Annotated in this window: 22 protein-coding genes and 1 pseudogene; 13 read left to right on the forward strand and 10 right to left on the reverse strand. The window is 69.7% G+C overall.

Features of this window, described 5'->3' with window-relative positions; translation table 11 throughout:
* The first annotated feature begins 9 nt into the window (after positions 1 to 9).
* Positions 10 to 1443, forward strand: a complete 1434-nt coding sequence (locus EJK15_RS08000) for an alpha,alpha-trehalose-phosphate synthase (UDP-forming) (RefSeq protein ID WP_138709734.1) — start codon at positions 10 to 12, stop codon at positions 1441 to 1443.
* Here the strand turns inward: EJK15_RS08000 and EJK15_RS08005 are convergent.
* Positions 1376 to 1660, reverse strand: coding sequence for a DUF4235 domain-containing protein (locus EJK15_RS08005; RefSeq protein ID WP_138709735.1), 285 nt, complete (start codon positions 1658 to 1660; stop codon positions 1376 to 1378). The two genes, EJK15_RS08000 and EJK15_RS08005, sit on opposite strands and share 68 nt — an antisense overlap.
* A gap of 109 nt (positions 1661 to 1769) precedes the next feature.
* Between EJK15_RS08005 and valS the strand changes: the two genes are divergently transcribed.
* Positions 1770 to 4274 (forward strand): valine--tRNA ligase, encoded by a 2505-nt coding sequence (gene valS, locus EJK15_RS08010; RefSeq protein WP_138709805.1) that lies wholly within the window; start codon positions 1770 to 1772, stop codon positions 4272 to 4274.
* A gap of 78 nt (positions 4275 to 4352) precedes the next feature.
* Here the strand turns inward: valS and EJK15_RS08015 are convergent, their stop codons facing one another.
* A complete protein-coding gene (locus tag EJK15_RS08015; RefSeq protein ID WP_138709736.1) occupies positions 4353 to 4871 on the reverse strand; it encodes an ArsR/SmtB family transcription factor in 519 nt (172 codons plus the stop codon).
* A gap of 56 nt (positions 4872 to 4927) precedes the next feature.
* Here EJK15_RS08015 and EJK15_RS08020 point away from each other — a divergent pair, with 56 nt between their 5' ends.
* A complete protein-coding gene (locus EJK15_RS08020; protein WP_240776827.1) occupies positions 4928 to 6151 on the forward strand; it encodes an MFS transporter in 1224 nt (407 codons plus the stop codon).
* Here the strand turns inward: EJK15_RS08020 and EJK15_RS08025 are convergent.
* Together EJK15_RS08025 and EJK15_RS08030 are read right to left on the reverse strand one after the other, a co-directional pair.
* Positions 6148 to 6507, reverse strand: coding sequence for a nuclear transport factor 2 family protein (locus tag EJK15_RS08025; RefSeq protein ID WP_138709738.1), 360 nt, complete (start codon positions 6505 to 6507; stop codon positions 6148 to 6150). The two genes, EJK15_RS08020 and EJK15_RS08025, sit on opposite strands and share 4 nt — an antisense overlap.
* Positions 6508 to 6580: 73 nt before the next feature.
* Positions 6581 to 8710 carry a DUF6351 family protein gene (locus EJK15_RS08030; protein ID WP_138709739.1) on the reverse strand — a complete coding sequence of 710 codons (2130 nt, stop codon included), beginning with the start codon at positions 8708 to 8710 and terminating at the stop codon, positions 6581 to 6583.
* 114 nt (positions 8711 to 8824) lie between these two features.
* Here EJK15_RS08030 and EJK15_RS08035 point away from each other — a divergent pair, with 114 nt between their 5' ends.
* The 7 genes from EJK15_RS08035 (at position 8825) to EJK15_RS08065 (ending at position 13472) form a co-directional block, all read left to right on the forward strand.
* The gene (locus EJK15_RS08035) at positions 8825 to 10042 is read left to right on the forward strand and encodes an AI-2E family transporter (RefSeq protein WP_138709740.1); all 1218 of its coding nucleotides are present in this window, start codon (positions 8825 to 8827) and stop codon (positions 10040 to 10042) included.
* Between the two features lie 11 nt (positions 10043 to 10053).
* Positions 10054 to 10608 (forward strand): PaaI family thioesterase, encoded by a 555-nt coding sequence (locus tag EJK15_RS08040; protein ID WP_138709741.1) that lies wholly within the window; start codon positions 10054 to 10056, stop codon positions 10606 to 10608.
* Entirely contained in the window at positions 10605 to 11045 is a 441-nt protein-coding gene (gene dut, locus EJK15_RS08045; protein WP_138709742.1) for a dUTP diphosphatase, read from the forward strand. Before EJK15_RS08040 ends, dut begins: the two co-directional genes overlap by 4 nt.
* An 81-nt stretch (positions 11046 to 11126) precedes the next feature.
* Complete coding sequence (locus tag EJK15_RS08050; protein ID WP_240776828.1) at positions 11127 to 11774, forward strand: DUF3710 domain-containing protein; 648 nt, start codon at positions 11127 to 11129, stop codon at positions 11772 to 11774.
* Positions 11775 to 11982: 208 nt separating this feature from the next.
* Positions 11983 to 12189 carry an OB-fold nucleic acid binding domain-containing protein gene (locus tag EJK15_RS78435; RefSeq protein WP_225289212.1) on the forward strand — a complete coding sequence of 69 codons (207 nt, stop codon included), beginning with the start codon at positions 11983 to 11985 and terminating at the stop codon, positions 12187 to 12189.
* A 4-nt stretch (positions 12190 to 12193) separates the two neighbouring features.
* Complete coding sequence (locus tag EJK15_RS08060) at positions 12194 to 12865, forward strand: DUF3159 domain-containing protein (RefSeq protein ID WP_240776829.1); 672 nt, start codon at positions 12194 to 12196, stop codon at positions 12863 to 12865.
* A 403-nt stretch (positions 12866 to 13268) separates the two neighbouring features.
* Positions 13269 to 13472 carry a cold-shock protein gene (locus EJK15_RS08065; protein ID WP_138709743.1) on the forward strand — a complete coding sequence of 68 codons (204 nt, stop codon included), beginning with the start codon at positions 13269 to 13271 and terminating at the stop codon, positions 13470 to 13472.
* A 265-nt stretch (positions 13473 to 13737) separates the two neighbouring features.
* Here the strand turns inward: EJK15_RS08065 and EJK15_RS08070 are convergent, their stop codons facing one another.
* Both EJK15_RS08070 and EJK15_RS08075 read right to left on the reverse strand, forming a co-directional pair.
* On the reverse strand, positions 13738 to 14397 hold the full coding sequence (locus tag EJK15_RS08070; protein WP_138709744.1) for a potassium channel family protein: 660 nt from the start codon (positions 14395 to 14397) through the stop codon (positions 13738 to 13740).
* Entirely contained in the window at positions 14397 to 15062 is a 666-nt protein-coding gene (locus EJK15_RS08075) for a potassium channel family protein (RefSeq protein ID WP_138709745.1), read from the reverse strand. The genes EJK15_RS08070 and EJK15_RS08075 overlap by 1 nt, the downstream gene beginning before the upstream one ends.
* A gap of 101 nt (positions 15063 to 15163) precedes the next feature.
* On the opposite strand from EJK15_RS08075, the gene EJK15_RS08080 reads away from it, so the two are divergent.
* Positions 15164 to 17206, forward strand: a complete 2043-nt coding sequence (locus tag EJK15_RS08080) for an APC family permease (protein ID WP_138709746.1) — start codon at positions 15164 to 15166, stop codon at positions 17204 to 17206.
* Here EJK15_RS08080 and EJK15_RS08085 read toward each other — a convergent pair.
* A complete protein-coding gene (locus EJK15_RS08085) occupies positions 17190 to 18836 on the reverse strand; it encodes an alpha/beta hydrolase (RefSeq protein WP_138709747.1) in 1647 nt (548 codons plus the stop codon). The two genes, EJK15_RS08080 and EJK15_RS08085, sit on opposite strands and share 17 nt — an antisense overlap.
* 58 nt (positions 18837 to 18894) lie before the next feature.
* Here EJK15_RS08085 and EJK15_RS08090 point away from each other — a divergent pair, with 58 nt between their 5' ends.
* A complete protein-coding gene (locus tag EJK15_RS08090) occupies positions 18895 to 20145 on the forward strand; it encodes a TRAM domain-containing protein (RefSeq protein WP_171074173.1) in 1251 nt (416 codons plus the stop codon).
* Between the two features lie 269 nt (positions 20146 to 20414).
* Here the strand turns inward: EJK15_RS08090 and EJK15_RS08100 are convergent, their stop codons facing one another.
* On the reverse strand, positions 20415 to 21134 hold the full coding sequence (locus EJK15_RS08100; RefSeq protein WP_206060718.1) for an SDR family NAD(P)-dependent oxidoreductase: 720 nt from the start codon (positions 21132 to 21134) through the stop codon (positions 20415 to 20417).
* 452 nt (positions 21135 to 21586) lie between these two features.
* On the opposite strand from EJK15_RS08100, the pseudogene EJK15_RS08105 reads away from it, so the two are divergent.
* A pseudogene (locus EJK15_RS08105) lies at positions 21587 to 21775 on the forward strand (cytochrome bc1 complex cytochrome b subunit); the annotation flags it as partial.
* Positions 21776 to 21996: 221 nt separating this feature from the next.
* Here the strand turns inward: EJK15_RS08105 and EJK15_RS08110 are convergent.
* Positions 21997 to 22233, reverse strand: a complete 237-nt coding sequence (locus tag EJK15_RS08110) for a DUF6289 family protein (protein WP_138709749.1) — start codon at positions 22231 to 22233, stop codon at positions 21997 to 21999.
* 211 nt (positions 22234 to 22444) lie between these two features.
* A complete protein-coding gene (locus EJK15_RS08115) occupies positions 22445 to 23170 on the reverse strand; it encodes a dienelactone hydrolase family protein (RefSeq protein ID WP_240776830.1) in 726 nt (241 codons plus the stop codon).
* Positions 23171 to 23237: the final 67 nt, after the last annotated feature.

The raw sequence follows: 23237 nt of genomic DNA on the forward strand, positions 1-23237 counted from the left end.
GAGGACTGCGTGACTGGCCGGAGCTCGTTTCTGATCGTCGCGAACCGCTTGCCGGTGGACAGGATGATCGGGCCTGACGGAGCGGCCTCGTGGCGCAGGAGTCCCGGCGGGCTCGTCACCGCGATCGCGCCGGTGATGCAGCGCCGCCACGGAGCCTGGGCCGGCTGGCACGGGGCGCCCGACGAGAAGCTGGAGCCGTTCGAGCAGGGCGGCATGAACCTCATTCCCGTCCCCCTGTCAGCGCGCGAGGTGGAGCTCTACTACGAGGGCTTCTCCAACGCCACCCTGTGGCCGCTCTACCACGACGTCGTCGCGCCACCGGTGTACCACCGGACGATGTGGGACGCCTATCGCGAGGTCAACGAGCGCTTCGCCAACGCCGCCGCCGAGGCCGCCGAGGAGGGCGCGGTCGTCTGGGTGCAGGACTACCAGCTGCAGCTGGTGCCCGCCATGCTGCGCCGGCTCCGGCCGGACCTGCGGATCGGGTTCTTCCTGCACATCCCGTTCCCGCCGGTCGAGCTGTTCTGGCGGCTGCCGTGGCGCAAGGACCTGGTGGAGGGGCTGCTCGGGGCCGACCTGGTGGGCTTCCAGCTGCCCGGCGGCGCCTCGAACTTCCGCAGGCTGTGCCGGCGGCTGCTGGGGCTGCCGTACAAGGGGAACGAGATCTTCCTCGACGACCGGATCGTGACCACGCAGGCGTTCCCGATCTCCGTGGATTTCGGGCAGCTCGACTCGCTGGTACGCGAGCCGCACGTCGTGGCGCGCGCCAAGGAGATCAGGGTGGAGCTCGGCGACCCCGAGCACATGCTCCTCGGCGTCGACAGGCTCGACTACACCAAGGGGATCGGGCAGCGGCTGGAGGCGTTCGGCGAGCTGCTCAAGGACGGGCGGCTGAAGACGGGCGAGGCGGTGTTCGTGCAGATCGCCACGCCGAGCAGGGAGCGGGTGGACGAATACCGGCGGCTGCGCGACGACATCGAGCTGCAGGTCGGGCGGATCAACGGCGAGCACGCGCAGCTCGGCTACCAGCCGATCCAGTATTTCCACCAGTCCTACGACCAAGAGGAGCTGGCCGCCCTCTACCTCGCCGCCGACGTCATGGTCGTCACCCCGCTGCGCGACGGGATGAACCTGGTGGCCAAGGAGTACATCTCCTGCCACCACGACCTGCACGGCGCGCTGGTGCTCAGCGAGTTCGCGGGGGCCGCCGACGAGCTGCGGCAGGCCTATCTCGTCAATCCGTACGACGTCGAGGACGTCAAGCGGCAGATGCTGGCCGCGATGCGGGCCACGCCGCACGAGCTGGCCCGGCGGATGCGTACGATGCGCCGCCGGGTGGCCACGTACGACGTGGACCGCTGGGCGAGCGAGTTCCTCACTGCCCTGGAGTCACCTGCTTCAGAGCCTTCCATGCGTCGTAACGCTTCTTGGCGGTCCGGTTGACCACGATCTGCGCCACGGACATGCCGACGCCCATGAGCACCGCGTAACCGATGGCCTCACCCAGGCTGACCTCGGGTGAGTCTGTGTCGATGGGCGGCTCCTTGCCGGTCGCCTTCACCCAGACGAACCCGAGGATCTTCCTCGCCGCCCACGCCGTCACCAGCCCCACCAAGCCCCCGATGATGCGCCAGGCCACGTCGGGCTTGTCGTCCGCCATTCCGATCTCCCTTCCCCATTTGTAACGAACACTAGTCTCTACCGCTTGTGGAGCCCGCGAAGCCGTACCATAAGGAGGCATGACTCAACAGCGACTAGGCCATGCCACCATGCCGGAAAAGCCGACCCTTGATGGCTTGGAGCAGGTATGGGTAGCTCGCTGGGACGCTGACGGCACCTACCTCTTCGACAGGTCCAAGCCGCGCGAGCAGGTCTACTCCATCGACACGCCGCCGCCCACCGTGTCCGGGTCGCTGCACGTCGGTCACGTCTTCTCCTACACCCAATCCGACATCATGGCCCGCTACCAGCGGATGATCGGCAAGGCGGTCTTCTACCCGATCGGCTGGGACGACAACGGCCTGCCCACGGAGCGGCGGGTGCAGAACGTCTACGGCGTGCGCTGCGACCCGTCCCTGCCCTACGACCCGGACTTCGTTCCACCGGAGAAGCCCGGCAAACGCGAGATCTCCATCTCGCGGCGCAACTTCGTGGAGCTGTGCCACAAGCTGACCGCCATCGACGAGCAGGCGTTCGAGGAGGTGTGGCGGCGGGTCGGCCTGTCGGTGGACTGGTCGCTGCTCTACACCACGATCAGCGACGAGGCGCGGGCGGTCTCGCAGCGTGCGTTCCTGCGCAACCTGCTGCGCGGCGAGGCCTACCTGGCCGAGGCGCCGACGCTGTGGGACGTCAACTTCCGCACCGCCGTCGCGCAGGCCGAGCTGGAGGACCGTGAGTGGCCCGGCGCCTTCCACCGCATCTCGTTCTACGGCGAGAAGGGGCCGGTCTGGATCGAGACGACCAGGCCCGAGCTGATCCCGGCGTGCGTGGCGCTGGTCGCGCACCCCGACGACGAGCGCTACCAGCCGCTGTTCGGCACGTCGGTGCTGACGCCGCTGTTCGGGGTCGAGGTGCCGGTGCTGGCCCACCGCCTGGCCGAGCCGGACAAGGGCTCCGGGATCGCGATGATCTGTACGTTCGGCGACATCACCGACGTCACCTGGTGGCGGGAGCTGCGCCTGCCGACCCGGCCGGTCATCGGCTGGGACGGGCGGCTGCTGCCCGAGCCGCCCGAGGGCGTGGACGCGGAGCCGTACAAAGAGCTGGCCGGCAAGACCGTGCACAGCGCGCGCGAGCGGATCGTGGAGCTGCTGCGCGAGTCCGGCGACCTCGACGGCGAGCCGCGGCCCGTCACACGGACGGTGAAGTTCTACGAGAAGGGCGACAAGCCGCTGGAGATCGTCACCACCCGCCAGTGGTACATCCGCAACGGCGGCCGGGACGAGGAGCTGCGCCAACGGCTGCTGGAGCGGGCCCGCGAGCTGGTGTGGCATCCGCCGCACATGCGGGTCCGCTATGACAACTGGGTCGAGGGGCTCACCGGCGACTGGCTGATCTCCCGCCAGCGGTTCTTCGGCGTGCCGTTCCCGGTGTGGTATCCGGTCGACGAGTCCGGGCAGCGCGTCCACGACGCGCCGATCGTGCCGCCGGAGGACATGCTGCCGGTCGACCCGTCCTCCGACGTGCCGCCCGGCTACACCGAGGACCAGCGCGGCGTGCCCGGCGGGTTCATGGCCGACCCGGACATCATGGACACCTGGGCCACCTCGTCGCTGACGCCGCAGATCGCCGGCCGGTGGGAGACCGACGACGACCTGTTCCAGCGGGTCTTCCCGGCCGACCTGCGGCCGCAGGCGCACGAGATCATCCGTACCTGGCTGTTCTCGACCGTGGTGAGGTCGCATTACGAGTTCGGCGGGACGCCGTGGAGCGACGTCGCGATCTCCGGGTGGATCCTCGACCCGGACCGCAAGAAGATGTCCAAGTCCAAGGGGAACGTGGTCACCCCGCTCGACCTGCTGGAGCAGCATGGCTCCGACGCCGTGCGCTACTGGGCGGCCAACGGGCGCTACGGCGTGGACACCGCCTTCGACGCCGGGCAGCTCAAGATCGGGCGGCGGCTCGCCATCAAGATCCTCAACGCGTCCAAGTTCGTGCTCGGCCTGGCCGAGAGCGAGGGCGAGATCACCGAGCCGCTCGACCTGTCGATGCTCGCGGCGCTGTCGGACGTGGTGCGCGAGGCCGGCGAGGCGTTCGACGCCTACGACCACACGCGGGCGCTGGAGGCCGTGGAGCGCTTCTTCTGGGCGTTCTGCGACGACTACCTGGAGCTGGTCAAGGCCCGCGCGTACGCCGCCGGCGCGGCTGCGCCGTACGAGTCCGGCCCCGGCGCGGCCTCGGCGCACGCGGCGCTGCGGCAGGCCCTCGACGTGCTGCTGCGGCTGTTCGCGCCGTTCCTGCCCTTCGTGACCGAGGAGGTGTGGTCCTGGTGGCGCGAGGGTTCGGTGCACCGCGCTTCGTGGCCCTCGGGGATGGAGCGCGGGGCGGGGAACCCTGCGGTGCTGTCCGTGGCCTCGGAGGTGCTCGGGCGGGTGCGCAAGGCCAAGTCCGAGGCCAAGCTGTCGATGCGGGCCGAGGTGTCCCGGCTGACGGTCACCGGGCCCGAGGTCGGGCTCGTGCGGCAGGCGCAGGACGATCTGTGCGCGGCGGGCAACGTCGAGGAATTCGTCTTGGAGCACGGTGACGAGCTCACCGTTGAGGTCCACCTGGGCTGACGTCCGGATGGCAGGACGCCGGGCCCCCTCGATCGGGCGGCCCGGCGTCCGTGCGTTCGAACCCGGGCGCTCGCGCTTTCACGCGTCGCGAGCTATGTCGCGGTGCAGGGAGACGAACAGCGAGTACGCCTCCCCATCCGGCGCCGGGGGCCGCTCGCGGAAGTCTTCGAACACCTTCCGCAGCCGCCGCAGCAGCTCGGCGTGTCCCTCCGCGGTGAGCCTGAGCCCCAGCCTGGTGAAGTTGCCCTCCTCGATGTCGATGAGCTTGATCTCCTCCAGGAACGCGTCCAGGATCGCGGCGTTGCTACCGGTCACGCCGCTCTCGCGGACGTCCATGTCCCATGACTTGCCGGTGGCCCGGTAGGGGATCTCAGTAGAGCCGCGTGGCCCCGGCCGGCTCGGCTGGGCGGCCAGGAAGCCCGTGCCGACCAGCTTGCGCACGTGGTGGAGCGTCGTGGCGGGATTGGCGCCGAGCCGGCCCGCGATCTCCTTGTTGGTCAGAGCCTGGTCGAGGCAGAGCCGCAAGATGCGCAGGCGCACGGAGGAGGCCAGGGCGCGGGCCTCCGCCTCGGTGGCGGGGCGGCGTTTGATGCCCATGGCAGGCCACCTTACAACTGGTTGACATTCCTCAATCGGTCATGGATCCTCTACCCGTGAACCTGTTGCGCGATCATGACTTCCGCGGGCTCTTCCTGGCCGACAGCGCCAGCCAGGTGGGCACCCAGATCCTCGTGCTCGCCCTGCCCCTGGTGGCGGTGTCGGCGCTGCGGGTCTCGGCGTTCGAGGTGGGCGCGCTGGCCGCCTGCCAGACGCTGGCGTTCGTGGTGATCGGGCTGCCGGCGGGCGCGGTGGTGGATCGGTTGCGCAAGCGCGTCGTGATGGTGGTCAGCGACTGGGCCCGGGCCGCGGCGCTCGTGTCGGTGCCGGTGGCGTGGTGGCTGGACGCTCTGACGATCTACCAGCTCTACGCGGTGGCGCTCGTGCTGGGCGTGTTCACCGTGTTGTTCGACGTGGCGTACCAGAGCTACCTGCCGCACCTGGTCGAGCGGGAGCGGCTGGTCGAGGGCAACTCGGCGCTGGAGGTCGTGCGCACGGTCGCCCAGCTCGGCGGTCCGAGCGCCGGCGGGTACCTGATCCAGCTTCTCAGCGCGCCCTTCGCGCTGATCGCCACGGTGGCCGGGTTCGCCTGGTCGGCGCTGTGCCTGGCGACGATCCGCAGTCGGGAAGCGCGCCAGGAGGCGCGTCGCGCCCCCCTGGCGAAGGAGATCGGTGAAGGCGTCAGGTTCGTGCTGGGGCACCGGCTGCTGCGCCGCATCGTCGGCTGCACCGCCACGGCGAACCTGTTCGCGTCCATGGCCCAGCCGATGATCCTGCTGTTGCTGGCCAGGGAGCTCGGCCTGGGCGCGGGCGCGATCGGGCTGCTCATGGCCGCCGGCGGGCTCGGCGGCCTCATCGGCGCGCTGGTCACCGCCAGGCTGGGCCGCCTGCTCGGGCAGGGGCCGGCGATGTGGCTGGCCATCGCCGTGCCCGCCCCGCTGATGTTCGTGCTGCCGTGGCTGGAGGTGGACTGGCGGCTGGCACTTTTCGCGCTGCAGGAGCTCGCCGTCGGGGCGGGGGCGGTGGTCTACAACGTCACCCAGCTCAGCTTCCGCCAGGCCATCACGCCGGAGCCGCTGCTCGGCAGGATGAACGCCACCGTGCGGTTCGTCGTCTGGGGCACGATCCCGCTGGGCGGGCTGCTCGGGGGCGTGCTGGGCGAGACGATCGGGATCAGGAACACGTTGCTGGTCGCCGCGTGCGGCTCCTGCCTGGCGTTCCTGTGGGTGATCATCTCGCCCATGCGGACCATGCGCGAGCTGCCTGTACCGACCGCTTAGATGGGCGTCTGATGCAGGAGGACGACGCGCCAGCCGTCGGCGGTCTGGCGATAGACCGTCGACGCGTACCACGAGGACGTTTCGTCACCGGTAGTACTCGTCAGTTTGTAGGCGACCACGGCTCCCGCGGGGCCGAGCGGCTTGACCACGACATCGTGTGCCTGGTTGCGCCGGTCCGGGTTCGCGGTCCCGCCGGCGTACATGTCGAGAACCTGCTGCCTGGACACGATGCCGTAACTTCCCATGGCCATGAAGTCCTCGGCGCAGTGCTCCTCGAAGAACTTCGCGTCGTAGGCCGCGTCGGCGTCCAGCATCCGCTGCTCGATCTCTGCCAGAGTCTGTTCGATCTCGCTCATGCTGCAAACTCCTTGGGTTATGTGTGACCCACGCTGCCAGCCGTACCTGACATCTCCCGACAGGTACGGCGGGTCAGTAGTCGCACACCCCCGTCGGGAAGATCTGCTCCAGCCTCGACCGCTCGTCCGCTGTCGGCCGCCACGAGCCGTACAGGCCCTTTGCGATGGCCCGCGCGACCGGCTGGAGCCGGCACCTGTGGACGCCGCCCTCCAGCGGGCCGCCCGCGACGATGCGGGAGGTCGAGTAGAGCGGGAAGCGCTGCGTGCAGGCGCCGGGGGAGCGGCGGTCGAGGATGCCGTCCCAGACGTGGGGGCCTGCCGCGATCTGCGTGCCGTCGGTGGCGAAGCAGCGGTCCACGGCCTGGGGCGGCCGGTTGCCGGCCACGCCGCGCGCCGGATATTTCCGGATATTGGCCATCCAGGCGTCGATCACCCGCAGCGCCTCGGGCGTCTGGTCGGACCTCGGCCCGTCAGGGCGCGCGTCCGTGAACCAGATGACCTGGTTGCCCGCCCGGCCGTCGTGGTTCAGCATCCGCTGCCTGACGGCGAACGACTGGTGGGAGTTGTGCATGTCGAGCCGGTCCTCCAGATAGTGGCGCCAGTCGATGATCGGCAGGTCGATGTCGCCCCTGAACACCAGGCCGCTGCGCTGCACGTTCCTGATCGCGATCGGATCTCCCGCACGCCTGGGAGCCGGGTCGCCGAGGCGGGCGTTGCGGGCGCTCCACGGGTCGAAGTCCGCCGGGCAGGCCGGCTGCACGAACGGGCAGCCCTCCCGTACCATGTCGGCGGCCTCCTTCCACGAGCCCGCCTTCGCGTTGACGTCGAGGAATTCGGCCGGTGTGATCACGCCGTCGGCCAGCGCCTTCAGTCCATACTGGACGCCGACGTTGTCCCAGGTCGATCGGGCGTACCCGCGCTCGTCCACGCCGTACACCTTGCGCAGGTCGTCCCAGTGCGTCCACTGCACGGTGTCCTTGACGCCCGGCGGGTCCATGCGCTCCCACTCGGGGTCGTTGTTCGAGGTCCACAGCGGGTTCATGGCCAGCGGGGTCAGGCCGCGCCAGCCCTCGACGCACTCGTCGGAGCCGGGCCGGCCGGTGTACGGGTTCGCGACCGTGTCACTGGCGTTCATGCCGATCAGGGCCGTGCGGTCGTCCCACCTGGCCCAGCGGGGGTTGTGGTCCATGTAGCGTTCGAGTAACTCGCAGTCGCCGACGTGGATGGTCTGGGTGACCATGTCCGGATAGGAGTACTGCGGGATCGCGGCGTCGATCACCCGGTCGCCCAGATTCTGGCCGTAGACGTACTGCTGGATCGCGCCGCCCGAACCGCCGACGCCCACGGTGTAGAGCGGGCGGCCGTACTGTTCGATGAAGCGCTCCTTGACCATGAGGGCCGTCTCGCCGCCCAGGATCAGGTTGTAGTGGGTCGAGGTGCGGGTGCCCGAGGAATGCAGGATCGCGTAGCCCTTGCCGAGGCCGTACGGGTCCAGCGCGCTCCCGCCGAGCGTGCCCTGGTCGTGCCCGATCGCCACGCCGCCGTCGAAGCGGTAGATCGCCCTGCCGTTCCAGCCGTTCTCGATCATGGCGATGGAGTAGAGGAAGCGGTTGATCACGCCGCGCTCCCTGCGTACCACGAAGTCGACCGTGCGGCCGTCGAGCAGCGTGGTCGTGGCCAGGTCCGCGGGCCGCTCGTCCGGCATGGGCTTGTACGTGCCGTCCGTCGATCTGTAGAGCCGGTCGGTGACCGTCGGCGCGAAGCAGTCCCTGCTCCAGCCGCCCGCGACCCGCATGCCCTGGCCGTCCTGGTTGTCCAGGGCGGGCGGGCCGAGGCCGCTGCGCTCGGTCTTGCACAGGAACGGGTACTGGTGCGCCCCCGAGAAGATCGGGCCCTCGATGGGGTGGTTGCGGACCTTCAGCGTCCGCCGGTGCGGCCCGGCCGCGGCGATGATCGTGTTGTCCCCGACGGCCAGACCCGTCACCAGGCCCGTGAGCCCGTCCGGGGTCTCCCTGAAGGCCGAGGTGACGTCCTCGCCGTTGCGCGTGACGGTGAGCCGCGCACCCTTGTGGTGGCGGACCCTGACGAGGGCATCACCTCCGGACACCTGCTCGGGGCGGCTGGACAGCACATCCAGCGCCAGGGCGGCGCCGGGGGCGGGGGCGAGGGACGCGAGCACGATGAGGACCACCAGAGCCTTCATGACGATGACGGTGACACGACGCCCACCCCTTGCACAGGCCCGATCTCCGCGTTGTGCGGGCGCGCGAGCGTTTATCGGCGCGCATCCTCGGCCAGGACATGCCAGTCTTGAACCGTGCTGCCCGACCGCCCAACCAAGCTCGTCCCGCCCGTGCTGGCCAAGATGGCCGCGTGGTGCGTGTGCCTGATCCTCGTCGGCGTGGTCGTCTACTTCTTCGCCCTGGTCATCGCCCGGCTCTCGTTCGTGGCGCTGCCGGTGGCGATCGCGCTGCTGCTGACCGCGCTGCTGTTCCCGCTGACCAACAGACTGCGCCGGGCGGGCATGCGGCCGATCTACGCCACCTGGATCACCATGCTGGTGGCCCTGACCGTGCTCTTCGGCACCGGCTGGCTGGTCGGGGCGCGGGCCGGCGAGGAGTTCCCCAACCTGGTCAACCAGGTGCAGGCGACCGCTCGCCAAGTGCAGAACTGGCTGATCACCGGGCCGCTGCACCTCCAGCAGGCACAGATCACCGGCTACGTCGACGAGATCGCCGACCTGCTCAACGCGCAACGCACGGCCATCACCAGCACCGTCCTGAGCGCCGGCGCCGTGGCCGTCGAGGTGCTCGCGTCCATCGTGCTGCTGCTGTTCGTGACGTTCTTCCTGCTCAAGGACGGCGACCGGATCTGGGCGTGGTTCCTGAAGGCGTTCGGCGGGTTCGCGCCGCGCGTGGACCGCGCGGGACGGGCCGCCTGGACCACGCTCTCCCACTACGTGCAGGGGACCGTGGCCGTGGCCGCGGTGCACGGACTGATCATGGGAATCGTGCTCGCGGGGATGGGCGTGCCGCTGTGGGCGCCGCTGGCGGTGCTGATCTTCTTGGCCAGCTTCATCCCCATCGTCGGCATCTTCTTCGCCGGCACGGTCGCCACGCTCGTCACGCTCGGCGCCAAGGGGATCGTGCTCGCGCTGGTCTTCCTGGGGATCCTCATCGTGGAGCAGCAGCTGGAGAACCACGTGCTGCAGCCGCTGATCGTGGGGCGGGTGCTCAACTTCCATCCGCTGGCGATCATCCTGGTGCTGTCCATCGGGGGCATCCTGGCGGGCATCGCGGGGGCCGCCGTGGCGGTGCCGGTGGCGGCGGTGATCTACCGGGCGCTGCCGGAGCTCAGGCACAAGCCGCCCGCCCTGCCGCCGCCGCACCATGAGGGGAGGCCGGATGAGGGGGAGCCGCCGCGGCCGCCCAAGCCCGGTAAGGACGTGCCTCCCCCGAAGGGCGGGCCTTCTACGACCAGGACTGAGGGCGGCCGGGCGCGGACTGAGGGCGGCGGGGGCGCGGACACGGAGTAACCTCGTCACACGTGACCCGTTCCTCCCTCACCACCCCGCCGCCGGACGCCGTCCTGCCCGCGGCACACCCCGGTGCGCCGTCGCCGGGCGCCGCCCTGGGCTCCCACTACAGCCGCTGCTTCGGTTGCGGCACGGACCACCCGACCGGCCTGCACCTCACGGCCAGGACGCCTGACGGCGCCACCGTCGAGGCCGAGTTCACGGTGGGGGAGGCGCACCAGGGCGCGCCCATGCTGGCGCACGGCGGCGTGCTGGCCGCCGCCATGGACGAGGTCATCGGGATGTCCGTCTACCTCTTCCACAAGCCATATGTGACGGGACGGCTGGAGACCGACTACCTTCTCCCCGTTCCCGTGGGCACGACACTCCACCTGCGCGCCTGGTGCAACGGCATCGTGGGCAGGAAGGCGTACCTTGAGGCTGAGGGGCGCATCGGCGCCCCCGGCGGACCGGTCGCCGTCCGCGCGGCGGCGCTGTTCATCGAGGTGAGCATGGAGCACTTCGCCGAGCACGGCGACCTGGCCGCCATCGCCGCCGAACACCAGGACTACGAGGTGAACCCTTGAGCAACGTGGAGATCCTCATCCACCGGCTCGACGCCGAGCTGCCGATGCCGTCCTACGCCCATCCGGGCGACGCGGGCGCCGACCTCTACGCGGCCGAGGACGTCGAGCTGCTGCCCGGCGAGCGGGCCATCGTCGGAACGGGCGTCGCGATCGCCCTTCCCGACGGCTACGCGGCGTTCGTCCATCCGCGTTCGGGGCTGGCGGCCAGGCACGGGGTCACGATGGTCAACGCGCCCGGCACGGTCGACGCCGGCTACCGGGGCGAGATCAAGGTGACGCTGATCAACACGGACGCCAAGGAGCCGTTCCGGCTCCAGCGCGGCGACCGCGTGGCGCAGCTCGTGATCCAGCGCGTCGAGCGCGCGGCCTTCTACGAGGTCGAGCGGCTGCCGGGTTCCGTACGCGGCGCCAACGGCTTCGGATCGACAGGACGTTGACCGGGTGCACGAGATTTGGGCGGACCGCGCCGCGGTCCGTGGAAGGCAGCGGGCCGTTCAGCGGCCCGGCGAGCAGGGAGAGTGAGCACAGTGTTCCGACGTCGTCGTCGTGAGCAGCCGGAGCAGGCGGCCGAGCGGGATTCCGCCGCCCCCACGCGGGAGTCCGGCCCGTGGGACGCCGACGAGCCCCATCCGGACACCGACCGGATCGACCTCGGCGGCCTGAGGCTGCCCCACAACCCCGACTTCGACATAAGGCTGGCCTCGGTCGGGGACCAGCATGTCGGCGTCGTCGTCATCTACGAGGAGAGCACGCTGCAGCTGCAGGCCCTGGCCGCGCCGCGGAGTTCGGGCCTGTGGGACGAGGTCAAGACCAAGATCATGACCCAGGCGAAGGACCTGGAGGAGCAGGAGGGCCCGTTCGGCAGCGAGCTGAGCGGCGAGATCAAGGCCGACGGCAGCCCCAGGCCGGCCCGCTATCTCGGCATCGACGGCCCGCGCTGGTTCCTGCTCGCGGTGATCTCCGGGAAGGGCGCCCACGACGAGGCGGTCTCCGGGGCGTTCGTCGACTTCATCAAGGACGTCGTCGTCGTCCGCGGCGACGAGCCGATGGCCCGCGAGGAGCCGATCCCGCTGCGCCGGCCCAACGAGCAGGCGGGCGAGACGGGAGAGGACGGGCCCGGTCTCAACCCGTTCAAACGAGGACCTGAAATCAGCGAGATTCGCTGAGAGCTGACATCGCATAGGCTGATTCATCATGAGTACGGCAGAGCCTCCGAAACGCGGAGGATTGCGCGGGTTCTTCAGTCGGCTGGCATCCCCCCAGTCCGAGATCGAGGCCCAGGAGCTGCGAGAGGACGCCGATGAGGTCGGCGCGACACCGATCGCCTCGTGCGGTGGGCGCCGGCGCTTCTGCGTAGCAGGTACGCTACGTACGGTGACGTTGCGTCCGAGAGGCGGCGCCCCCGCTCTCGAGGCCGAGCTCTACGACGGGTCGGACGTGATCGACCTGGTCTGGCTCGGCCGCCGCAAGATCGCGGGAATCGAGCCCGGCCGCACGGTCAAGGCCGAGGGGCTCGTCAGCATGCAGGACGGGCGCAAAGTGATGTTCAATCCGCGTTACGAGCTGCGGCCAGGGAGCTGATCAGGTGAGTGCTGAGGCGGAAGAGGTTGCCCACGACACCGTTGAGGCGGCGGTGCGAGCCCAGCTCGCCAAGGCCTTCGGCGGGGTGCGGGGCATCATCGAGGCGGCGATCCCGACGATCGCGTTCACGCTGAGCTGGATCACCACCGAGGATCTGAAGCTGTCGCTCATCGTCAGCATCTCGCTGGCGGTTCTGCTGCTGCTGGCCAGGATCGTGCAGCGGTCCACACCGCAGTTCGTGATCAACAGCTTGATCGGCATCGCGATCGGCGCGTTCTTCGCCAGCCGCACGGGTGACGCGAAGGACTACTTCCTGCCCGGCATCCTGTGGAACGGCGCCTACATGGTGGGCATGCTGTTGTCGATCGTCACGCGGTGGCCGGTCGTCGGCTTCCTGATCGGCTCGGTCACGGGCGATCCGACCGCCTGGCACAAGGATCCCGGCATCGTGAGGCTCTGCACGCGCCTGACCTGGCTGCTCATGCTGCCGTGCGCGGTCAGGGTGGCCGTGCAGGGTCCCGTCTACCTGCTCGGGGGCGGGGACCAGGCCGTCGCCGCGCTCGGGCTCGCCAAGATCGTGATGGGCTGGCCGCTCCAGGTGGCCGCGCTCGGCGCGATGCTCTGGGTGCTCGGCCGCGGCCGCACTCCCATCAAGCCCCCGGTCGCCCCGGCCTGAGCCGAGCCTCTCCGGGCGCTCGTGGGTGTGGCGGTTCTGTCCCGTGGCGGCGCGTCGAGCGTGGACTTTCCGGACCCGCCTTCAGCGTGACCTGCGGCGGGTTCGTCGACCTTTGGTGGCGAACTCGCACGGCCGGAGAACCGGCTCCCCGCCAGAGCGCCACCGACGTCAGGTCTGTGCACGCGTCCGGCCTGTGATCCGGTGCTGGGGGAATGAAAGGAGGGGAGGGGTGGTTGTGCATATCAGCCGGGAAGTTTCCGTGTATGTGGTTTGCCCCGCACGTTCCCCGAGGGATGTGTGGCTGTTTCTTGCTGAGAGATGGTGCGGTAACGCAGCTGTGACAACCCCGGCCGGTCTTCCGCGAACCTGCGGTTCACCCCATCTCTGACAAGGAGAGATCAAAATGGCACAGGGAACTGTGAAGTGGTTCAACGCCGACAAGGGTTTCGGCTTCATCTCCGTCGATGACGGTGGCTCGGACGTATTCGTTCACTTCTCCGAGATCCAGTCTGGCGGCTTCCGCAGCCTCGAAGAGAACCAGCGCGTCGAGTTCGACATCGCCCAGGGCCCCAAGGGTCCGCAGGCCGTCGCCGTCAAGGTGCTGTAGACACCTTCGGCTGAGCGCACGCGCGAGTCGTCGTGCGTATGGCTTTCCGCAGTCCCCTGCCTGTAACGGGCGGGGGCTGTTGTCGTTTGCCCTCGGCGTGCGTCACCCCTCCAGTCCACAGAACGGCGCTCCAGGGGCCAGGAGGCCCCGGACGAAGGGGTGTGGGGGCTTGGCCCCACATGACACAGCCCGAGCTCTTGCCGCCCGCAGCGCGCCCATCTGCGAGGACCTCGCCTTTGGCCCGGGGAGCCGGGTGGCGTACCGCTCAGTGCAGGGAGAGCAGGTGAGCCAGTTCTTGCTCGACCGCCTGGTTCGCCACGAACAGCAGCTCGTCCCCGGCCTCCAGCGGATCGTCCGCCGTCGGCACCAGGACCCGGCCCTCCCGCAGGATCGCCACCAGTGCCGCGTCCACCGGCCACGGCACCGAGCCCGCCCGTTGCCCCACCACCGGCGCGTCCTCGGCCAGCGTCAGCTCCACCAGGTTCGCCTGGCCCTGGCGGAAGGTCATCAGGCGGACGAGGTCGCCGACGCTCACCGCCTCCTCAACCAGGGCGCTCAGCAGGCGCGGGGTCGAGACGGCCACATCCACGCCCCATGACTCGTTGAACAGCCACTCGTTGTTGGGGTGGTTGATGCGGGCCACCACGCGCGGCACGCCGTATTCGGTCTTGGCCAGCAGCGACACCACCAGGTTGACCTTGTCGTCGCCCGAGGAGGCGATCATGACGTGGCAGTTGTTGAGGCCGGCCTCGTCGAGGGAGGCGATCTCGCAGGCGTCGGCCAGCAGCCACTCGGCGCGCGGCACGCTGTCGATCTTGATGGCGGCGGGGTCGATGTCGATGAGCAGGACCTCGTGGCCGTTCTCCAGGAGCTCGGCCGCGATGGAACGGCCGACGGCCCCCGCTCCGGCGATGGCGACGCGCATCAATGGTCCTGTTCCGGTGCCACGGCGAGCACCTTGTTGATCCGGTCCATGTCGTTCTCGGCGGCGATGACGTGCAGCACGTCGCCTTCCTGCACCACGGTGTCCGCCGTGATGGTCACCGCCTCGCCCATGCGGTTGATGAAGGCGGCGCGCGTCCTGGCGCGGGACTCGAGGTCGACGACGCGGGTGCCGATCCAGGACGGGTTGGCCGTGACCTCGGCCAGGACGACGGTGCCCGTGGGGTCGCGCCAGAGCGGCTCGGCCCCCTCGGGGAGGATGCGGCGCAGGATCTGGTCGGCGGTCCAGCGTACGGTCGCCACCGTCGGGATGCCCAGCCGCTGGTAGACCTCGGCCCGGCGGGGGTCGTAGATACGGGCCACCACGTTGTCGACGCCGAACGTCTCGCGTGCCACACGGGCAGAGATGATGTTGGAGTTGTCGCCGCTGGAGACCGCGACGAACGCCGTGGCGGACTCGACCCCGGCCTCGGTGAGCACACCGCGATCGAAGCCCACGCCCGTCACCCGCCGCCCCCGGAACCCGGCGCGCAGCCGCCGGAACGCCTGCGGATCGCGGTCGATGATGGCGACGGAATGACCGCTGTCTTCGAGGATGTGCGCGAGGGTCGAACCCACCCGGCCACATCCCATGATCACAATATGCATATCCCCCGCACCTTCGCGGTCGGCCGGTTGCTCGACACCAGTATGGCGTGCGGGGGGAGCGCTTCGTTTAAGGGCTGCGCATGGGACTAGCATCTCGTTACGTGGCGAAGGTAACAGATCTTGTCAAACGCTTGCTCGTGGGGCGCGCCCTGCGAAGCGGGCAGCTCCACGAGCAACTCCTCCCGAAACGGATCGCACTACCCGTCTTCGCGAGCGACCCGCTCTCCTCGGTAGCCTATGCGCCGCTGGAGATCCTGGTCGCTCTTTCTGTTGCCGGGGTGGCCGCGTACACGTTCGCCCCGTGGGTCGCCGTCGCCATCGTGGTGCTGATGTTCACCGTCGTGGCGTCGTACCGGCAGACCGTGCACGCCTATCCGAGCGGCGGCGGCGACTACGAGGTCGCCATGACCAACCTCGGGCCCAACGCCGGGCTGACCGTGGCCAGCGCGCTGATGGTCGACTACGTCCTGACGGTCGCCGTCTCGGTCTCGTCGGGCGTCGACAACATCGGCTCGGCGATCCCGTTCGTCGCCGAGCACAAGGTCGGCGTGGCGATTCTCATCGTCGTCGTCCTGACCGTCATGAACCTGCGCGGCATCCGCGAGTCGGGCGGGATCTTCGCCGTTCCCACCTACGCCTTCGTCATCGGCGTGCTCGGCATGATCGCGTGGGGGCTCTTCCGGCTGGGCGTGCGGGGAGAGGAGCTGACCGCGCCGAGCGCGGGCTTCGAGTTGCACGCCGAACAGAACGGCTCCACGCTCGCCGGCCTGGCTCTGGCCTTCATGCTCCTGCGCGCCTTCTCCAACGGCTGCGCCGCGCTGACCGGCGTCGAGGCGATCAGCAACGGCGTCCCGGCCTTCCGCAAGCCCAAGAGCAAGAACGCGGCCACGACGCTGGCCATGATGGGCCTGATCGCGGTGGCGATGTTCGTGGGCGTCATCGCGCTCGCGCTCGCCTCCGGCGTCAAGGCGGCGGAGACTCCCGAGCAGCTCGTCATCGACGGGCGGCCGGCGCCTCCCGGCTACACCAACGAGGCGATCCTGCCGCAGGTGGCCTCGGCGGTGTTCGGCCACGACTCGGCCGGCTTCATCTTCATCAGCGCGATCACGGCGCTGATCCTTTTCCTGGCCGCGAACACCGCGTTCAACGGCTTCCCCGTGCTCGGATCGATCCTCGCCCAGGACCGCTTCCTGCCCCGCCAGCTGCACACCAGGGGCGACCGGCTGGCGTTCTCCAACGGCATCGTCCTGCTCGCCGCGTTCGCCTGCCTGCTGATCTTCGTGTTCGACGCCAACCCCAGCACGCTGGTCCACCTGTACATCGTCGGTGTGTTCGTGTCGTTCACGCTGAGCCAGACCGGCATGGTGATCCACTGGACGCGGCTGCTGAAGACCGAGACCGACCGGCAGGCCCGGCGCCACATGATCCGCTCGCGCGCCATCAACGGGTTCGGCGCGGTGTTCACCGGGCTGGTGCTGATCGTGGTCCTGGTGACGAAGTTCCTGCTCGGCGCGTGGATCGTGGTGCTGGCCATGCCGGTGCTGTTCGTGCTGATGAAGGGCATCCGCGGGCACTACGACCACGTCTCCGCCGAGCTGGAGATCACCGAGGACTACGAGCCGACGATGCTGCCCGCGCGCAACCACGCCATCGTGCTCGTCTCCAAGATCCACAAGCCGACCATGCGGGCCCTCGCGTACGCCCGCGCCACCAGGCCGTCCTCCCTCGAGGCCATCACCGTGGGCGTCGAGGGCGAGGAGGCGCGCCAGCTCCAGGAGGAGTGGGAGCGGCGGGGCATACCGGTGCCGCTGAAGATGCTCGACTCGCCGTACCGCGAGATCACGCAGCCGATCCTCGACTACGTCAAGCATCTGCGCCGGCGCTCGCCGCGCGACGTGGTGACCGTGTTCATCCCCGAGTACGTGGTCGGCCATTGGTGGGAGCACCTCCTGCACAACCAGAGCGCGCTCAGGCTGAAGGCGCGGCTGCTGTTCAAGCCGGGGGTCATGGTGACGAGCGTGCCCTGGCAGCTGCACTCCTCGGACCGGCTCAAGGGCCGGCCGGAGCCGTTCGCGCCCGGATCGGTGCGCCGTCCCTGGGAGAGGACGGCCGAGGACGAGGAGCAGCTCAAGACGAGGGGCTGATCAGGCCGCGCAGCCGGCCGGTGTCGGCGGCGTCCCAGCCCGGCGGCGGGACGACCGCCGCCCAGCCGTCGACGATGTTGGGACCGTAGCGGTGCCCGTGCCCGGACGGGACCGACAGCGCCGCCGTCATGTCCACCAGCACCTGCCAGAACGTCACCAGCGGGAACCAGTTCATCTCCGGGTTCACGCCCGGCCCGCGCTCGCCCTCCAGCCAGGCCGGCCGTCGGTAGATCAGCTCCGGCGACCACCACACGACCGGGTCCGAGGCGTTCTGCAGGTAGACCACGCGCGGGCGCGGCCAGGGCGTGGCCGGCCGGTCCAGGTCGGCGGGGGCCTGGACGAACCTCGCCGTCTTCCCCGACCCGTAGATCGGCCGCCATACGGGGCTGCCGCGCTCGCGGCCTGCCGTGACGCGGTCCCAGATGGGGCTGGCGTTCGGCGGGCCGACGAACAGCGCTCCGTCCGCCCGGGCCGCCAGGTCGTCCAGGTCCCGGAAGGCCCCCTCCAGCTCGTACGATCCCAGGCTCTCGCCCGAGAGCACCAGCCGCGGACGCTCGCCCGCGGGCTGCCGGGCCCACCTGGCGCGTACCGCCTCGAACAGGGCCCGCCCAGAGGCCGCCGCCCGGTCCCTGTCGACCAGGAACGACACCCCGCTCGGCATGTAGGAGTACTGCAGGGCGACCATGGCGGAGCGGCCGTTGTACATGTACTCCAGCGTGTCCGGGATGCGCGGGTCCACCCAGCCGGTGCCGGTGGTGCCGAGCACGGCGAGCACGGGGCGGTCGAACGCGCCGGTGCGCTCCAGTTCGCGGACCGCCAGCGCGGCCTGGGCCCGGGGCGAGGTGGTGGTGTCGAGGCCGACGTACACCCTGATCGGCTCGGCGCCCGGGCGGCCCGAGAAGGCGGCGAGCCTGGCGGTGGTGACGGCGGTGCCGGTGAAGCGGCGGCCCTCCCTGCCCAATGACTCCCAGGACACCAGGGAGCCCGGCCCGCCCGACACCTTGCTCGACGCGGGTTTGCGGACACCCGGGTACGTGCCCTGGTTGGCGACCGAGGAGACGTCGCTCACCCGGGCGACGAACCCCGAGAACAGCACGTCGTTGGCGAAGACCGCGACCAGGAAGGCGATGAGGAGCACGCCGAGGGCATGGCCCACGTAGAAGGAGACGTACCGGCCGAGCCAGGCGATCAGCTTGCGGCCGCCCAGGCGTACCAGTCTGGATATCAGGAGAATCAGCGTGAAGAGGACGACGGCCACGGCGAGGATCAACGTCGGGAACCACGTGATCTTCGTGTCCATGCCCATGAGCGCCCGCAGGTCGCGCTGCCAGCCGAAGCTGTACCAGAGCGTCACCGCCGTCAGCGCCACGCAGCCGCCGATCATGACCTGCCACGCGATCCGGCGTCCCCGCTCGGGCAGCCGGTAGGAGATCGCCGCCCGGCCCAGCGCCCCTGCCCCCGCGCCCACGGCGTACCCGAGAACGCCGGTGACCGCGCACATCACTCCCTGGTACAACCACGTGCGGGGCAGCAGCGACGGCGTCAGAGACGCGCAGGCGAACAGCGTGGCCAGCAGCGTCCCTCCGAAACCGAGCCGCCGCCGCACCACCCGGGCCGTTTCCACGATCACCTACGGTCGTTGATCAAGTCGGAGGGTAGTCATCCAGGTCAGGGCATAAGGTATCGGTGTGGAACAGGCATCTCTCGAGCTTACGGTAGGTCCGGTCGCCCATGGCGGCTGGTGTGTCGCACGTCACGAAGGGCGCGTGGTGTTCGTGCGGCATGCGTTGCCCGGCGAGCGGGTGATCGCCGAGGTGACCGAGGAGACGACCCGGTTCCTGCGGGCCGACGCCGTGGAGATCCTCGAGGCGTCGCCCGACCGCGTGGTCCCGCCCTGCCCGTACGCGGGTCCCGGCCGCTGCGGTGGCTGCGACTGGCAGCACGCCACGCTGGAGGCCCAGCGGCGGCTCAAGGCGCAGGTGGTGGCCGAGCAGCTGCGCCGGCTGGCGGGCATCGAGCGCGAGATCGTGGTGGAGGAGGTGCCGGGCGCCAAGGACGGGCTCGGCTGGCGCACGCGGGTGCAGTTCGCCGCCCGGCCGACCGGCGAGCTGGGCTTCCGCCGGCACCGCTCGCACGAGATCGAGGTGGTGGACGCCTGCCTGATCGCCCATCCCGAGGTGGAGGCGGTCGGGGCGGAGGAATACGAGTGGCCGGGTGCGGCCGGCGTCGAGGTCATCGCCTCCTCCGGCGGCGACCGGGCCGTGGTGGTCACGCCCCGGCCCCGGCGCAGCGTCACCGTACCCGAGCTCGACGCGCCCGCCTCGATCCTGCTCGACCAGGGCAAGGGGCGCACGGTGCCGCGGCGCGGGTCCGGGCTGCTGCACGAGCAGGTGGGCGATCGCGAGTTCCGGGTGGCGGGCAGCGGCTTCTGGCAGGTTCATCCGGGGGCCGCGGAGACACTGCTGGACGCGGTGCTGGCGTACGCGGCGCCGGAGCCGGGTGAATGGGCGCTGGACCTCTACTGCGGCGTCGGCCTGTTCGCCGCGGGGCTGGCCGAGGCCGTGGGGCCGGAGGGGGCGGTGTTCGGGCTGGAGTCCGAGGCGTCCGCCGTCCGCGACGCCCGCGCCAACCTGCGCGACCTGCCGCAGGCCCGGGTGGAGCGGGGGCGGGTCGAGGAGGCGCTCGACCGGTTCGAGATCGAGCGCGCCGACATCGTTGTGGTCGACCCGCCGCGGTCCGGGCTCGGGCGCGAGGTGGTGGAGCGGATCACCGGGCTGGACGCGCGCGGGATCGTGTACGTGTCCTGCGATCCGGCGACGTTCGCCCGGGATCTGAAGTGGCTGGGGGAGCGCGGGTACGCGCTCGCCGACCTGCGGGCCTTCGACGCCTTTCCGATGACTCACCATGTGGAGTGCGTGGGGCTGCTGGTCAGGGCGTGATCCCTCCTGCGGCGGGGAGGTCGCGGACATCCCGTACGAAGAGCGCGCACGCCGTGGCCAAGCACCGCGTCGCCATGGGCGGCGACCAGCTCGTCAAGGCTTCCGGTGTTCCGGGCGGTCGCGGCCACCTTGTCGCCGCGCGATAGGGCGGCCTCGACGAAGTTGCGGCCGAGGCCGCGGCGGTGCCGGCCGCCGTACTGGACGAGAGTGCTGGGCTCACGCTGGAGTACGGCTTCCTAGGCCGGAATCACACCGAGGTCGCGCGGCGGTCACCACGCAACGGGGCCAAGGCGATCGATGAAGATCCCGGTCGGCCCGTCGGCGTCGATCATCGCGAGTCTCAGGATCGAGTCGGTGCCCTCGGTGACCGTCAGCTCGCCGGTGTGATGGTTCATGTCGGTGGCGGCGAATTTGCGATTTGCGACCTCTCCGGGAGTGGCGATGTTGAATTTGATCTCCGGGAGCGCCTGGGCGTACCGGACGGTGATCATGTTCAGCGCCGCTTTCGACGAGCTGTAGGCGAGCTCGTGCATTTTCGAGACCGGTTGCTCTGGATCGGTCACGACCGCGAAGGAACCGCCACCGCTGGACACCATCACCACCCGCGGATGGTCCGCCGCCTGCAGCAAGGGAAGGAACGCGTGCGTGACCCTGATCGGTCCGTACACGTTGGTGTCGTAGACGGAATGAATGTCGTCAACCGTCGCGTCCGCAGGCGCAATGACCTTTCCTGGCGCGCCGGCGTTGTTGATCAACACGTCCAGCCGGTCGGTGTGCTCCCGGACGAGCCGTACAGCGTCGGTCACCGACTCGTCCGAGGTCACGTCCAGCGGGACCATGACCACGTTCGCGCCACCGTCGGTCAGCTTGTCGGCAGCCGCCCGTCCTCGACCTTCATCACGCGAGCCGAGAAAGATCGTCCAGCCCTGTTCCCCGAGCCGCCGGGCCGCCTCATAACCGAGTCCCTTGTTGCCTCCGGTGATCAACACCGAGGTCTGTTCCGAGTTTGTCATGCCCTCTAAGACGATGTGCCCCGCTCGGCTGTGACACGGTGTGAGCGGCCTCACAACCGGGAGCCCGTTGCGGGCTGGTGGCTGTGCTTGCCGCGCGCTTCACATCCCCGCCATCGACGAGTAGCTGTGATCGCTCACTTGGCGGTGAGCTCAGGGCACCTGGTCCCGGCTCGAGCCAGGGGACCCGTCCGTCGGGCGGATCTCGCTGAACAGCCTGAGCGTCACGGGCCGCGGCCGAAGCCACGCCAAGGCGGGCAGGCGCAAGTCTCTTGAGGAGAACACCGTCTCCAGGACGATCCGCCATGAGCCGGGGCCGATATGTGAGGACGTCGCCATGGATCACCTCGCCGTGTTCAAACGTGCGCCCGTCACTCCTAAGACCCAAGGCTCCCCGCGAATGTGACATCCCACCGCTGTGGAGGGCCTTCTGGTTCAAGCCGAGCATGGGCCACGTGGTCTACGACGGCGTCTCTGCGCCGTTGAAGGGCGTGGAGATGTCGCAGGCGTACGCCTCCACGCTGGAGATCAGCTTCGAGGTGCGCGGCGGGCTGCTCATCAGGCAGATCCACCACTGGTCGGCGCTGCTGTTCATCCGCGGCATGATGATCCACGCGCTGTGCCCTCCGGCGTGATCAAGCGCCTGCCCAGCGGCGCGTTCACCGAAACGCACACACCGCTGATCGAGGACATCGAGGCACACCTGCGCGCCAAGGAAGCCGTGCCGGTGCTTACCGCTCACAACGGCTCCGGCGTCCCGCCTGCACGCATGCGCAGCCGTCTCGGCAGACTACGGGCCCGGATGTCCGCTGCATCCACCTGCCCTGCCGGATGCCTTCGATCAGGTGCAGGCGCTCGCGGACCAATTGATGTAGCCGGTGACCCTGCCCCAGGTCGAGACCTCACCATTGCAGAATTCCGTCTTGACCCCGACCAAGTTGGTGCGCGCGGAGTCGGAGAAGTACTGGGTGTTGCACATGTAGCCGGCCCGGCAGGCAGGGGCGGCCTGCGCGCCGGCCGGTACGGTGGCGAGCGCGGCGGTGGCCAAGGCCGCGACGGCCAGTACGCGACGGATCATGAATCGTCCTTCCTGAGCATGAAACGACACCAAGGTCCCGCGATTTCATGGGCGGCCCAACCGATGATCGAAATGATCCGTCCTAGAGGAAGAAAACGCAAGGCAGGTCCGAGCGGCACCTGCACCCGCTCGGCCATGCCGAACAGTGGCTCGAACGCGCTGGCCGGGAACGGACCCCGGCCAGCGCGTCGCGAGCTACAAGGCAGCGGCCTTATCCACAGTGCCGGGCGAAGAACCGCAGCGCATCGTCGGTTTCGTACGCGGGGATTTCCCCGTGGTCGCCGGGGTTCGCATGCAGCGTCTTGTCGCTCGAGCCCAGGGCATCGAACAGCGCCAAGGCCTGGTCCCGGGGCACCCGCGTATCATCCCATTGGAGCAGGAACTGCACCGGCACGGTGACCCGGGCGGCGGTCCCGGCCAGCCCGTGCACACCGAGCAGGCCCAGCACCGCGGCGCGGACCCGGGGTTCGGCGGCGAGTAGCGGCACACCGAGCCCGCAGCCCATCGACACTCCCCAATAGCCGACGGGGCCGGCGCCCACGTGGTCGAGCTCCTGGACCGCGGTCACCACGGCCTGCCAGTCGGCGACGGCCTGCCCGGCCAGCAGATCGTGCATGGCCGCGACCAGCTCGGTCGGATCCTCTCCGGCGGCCATGCGGGCCCGCATGTCGCCCGCGAACTGGATGAACTGTTCGTCTTTCGGCCGGTCGCCGTGGTTAGGGGCATCGATCGCGACGACGGCGAAACCCCCCTCGGTGGCGAACCGGCGAGCGCCGGTCAGGACGCCAGGGGCCTTCTTGTGCTGGCCGCCGCCGTGTCCCATGAGGATCAGCGGGCGGGGGCCGGTGGCGCCTCGCGGCGTGAACAGCACGCCGGGGATCTCGCCGAGGGCGAAGGACTGTTCGGTGACGCCGTCGGTCGACGTCTGAGAGGTCAAGCTGAAGCGCATAGCGTTTCAAAGCCTTTCGGGGTGCCTTGGCGGGCGCTCCCTAGACCATGCACGG

The organism is Nonomuraea basaltis (assembly GCF_005893125.1).
Taxonomy (GTDB): domain Bacteria; phylum Actinomycetota; class Actinomycetes; order Streptosporangiales; family Streptosporangiaceae; genus Nonomuraea; species Nonomuraea basaltis.

Excerpts from the sequence above, each read along its gene's own strand:
- EJK15_RS08030 (WP_138709739.1), bottom strand. The coding sequence starts at position 8,710 with ATGAAGGCTCTGGTGGTCCTCATCGTGCTCGCGTCCCTCGCCCCCGCC.
- valS (WP_138709805.1), top strand. The coding sequence starts at position 1,770 with ATGCCGGAAAAGCCGACCCTTGATGGCTTGGAGCAGGTATGGGTAGCT.
- EJK15_RS08075 (WP_138709745.1), bottom strand. The coding sequence starts at position 15,062 with ATGCATATTGTGATCATGGGATGTGGCCGGGTGGGTTCGACCCTCGCG.
- EJK15_RS08070 (WP_138709744.1), bottom strand. The coding sequence starts at position 14,397 with ATGCGCGTCGCCATCGCCGGAGCGGGGGCCGTCGGCCGTTCCATCGCG.
- EJK15_RS08110 (WP_138709749.1), bottom strand. The coding sequence starts at position 22,233 with ATGATCCGTCGCGTACTGGCCGTCGCGGCCTTGGCCACCGCCGCGCTC.
- EJK15_RS08065 (WP_138709743.1), top strand. The coding sequence starts at position 13,269 with ATGGCACAGGGAACTGTGAAGTGGTTCAACGCCGACAAGGGTTTCGGC.
- EJK15_RS08025 (WP_138709738.1), bottom strand. The coding sequence starts at position 6,507 with ATGAGCGAGATCGAACAGACTCTGGCAGAGATCGAGCAGCGGATGCTG.
- EJK15_RS08005 (WP_138709735.1), bottom strand. The coding sequence starts at position 1,660 with ATGGCGGACGACAAGCCCGACGTGGCCTGGCGCATCATCGGGGGCTTG.
- EJK15_RS08015 (WP_138709736.1), bottom strand. The coding sequence starts at position 4,871 with ATGGGCATCAAACGCCGCCCCGCCACCGAGGCGGAGGCCCGCGCCCTG.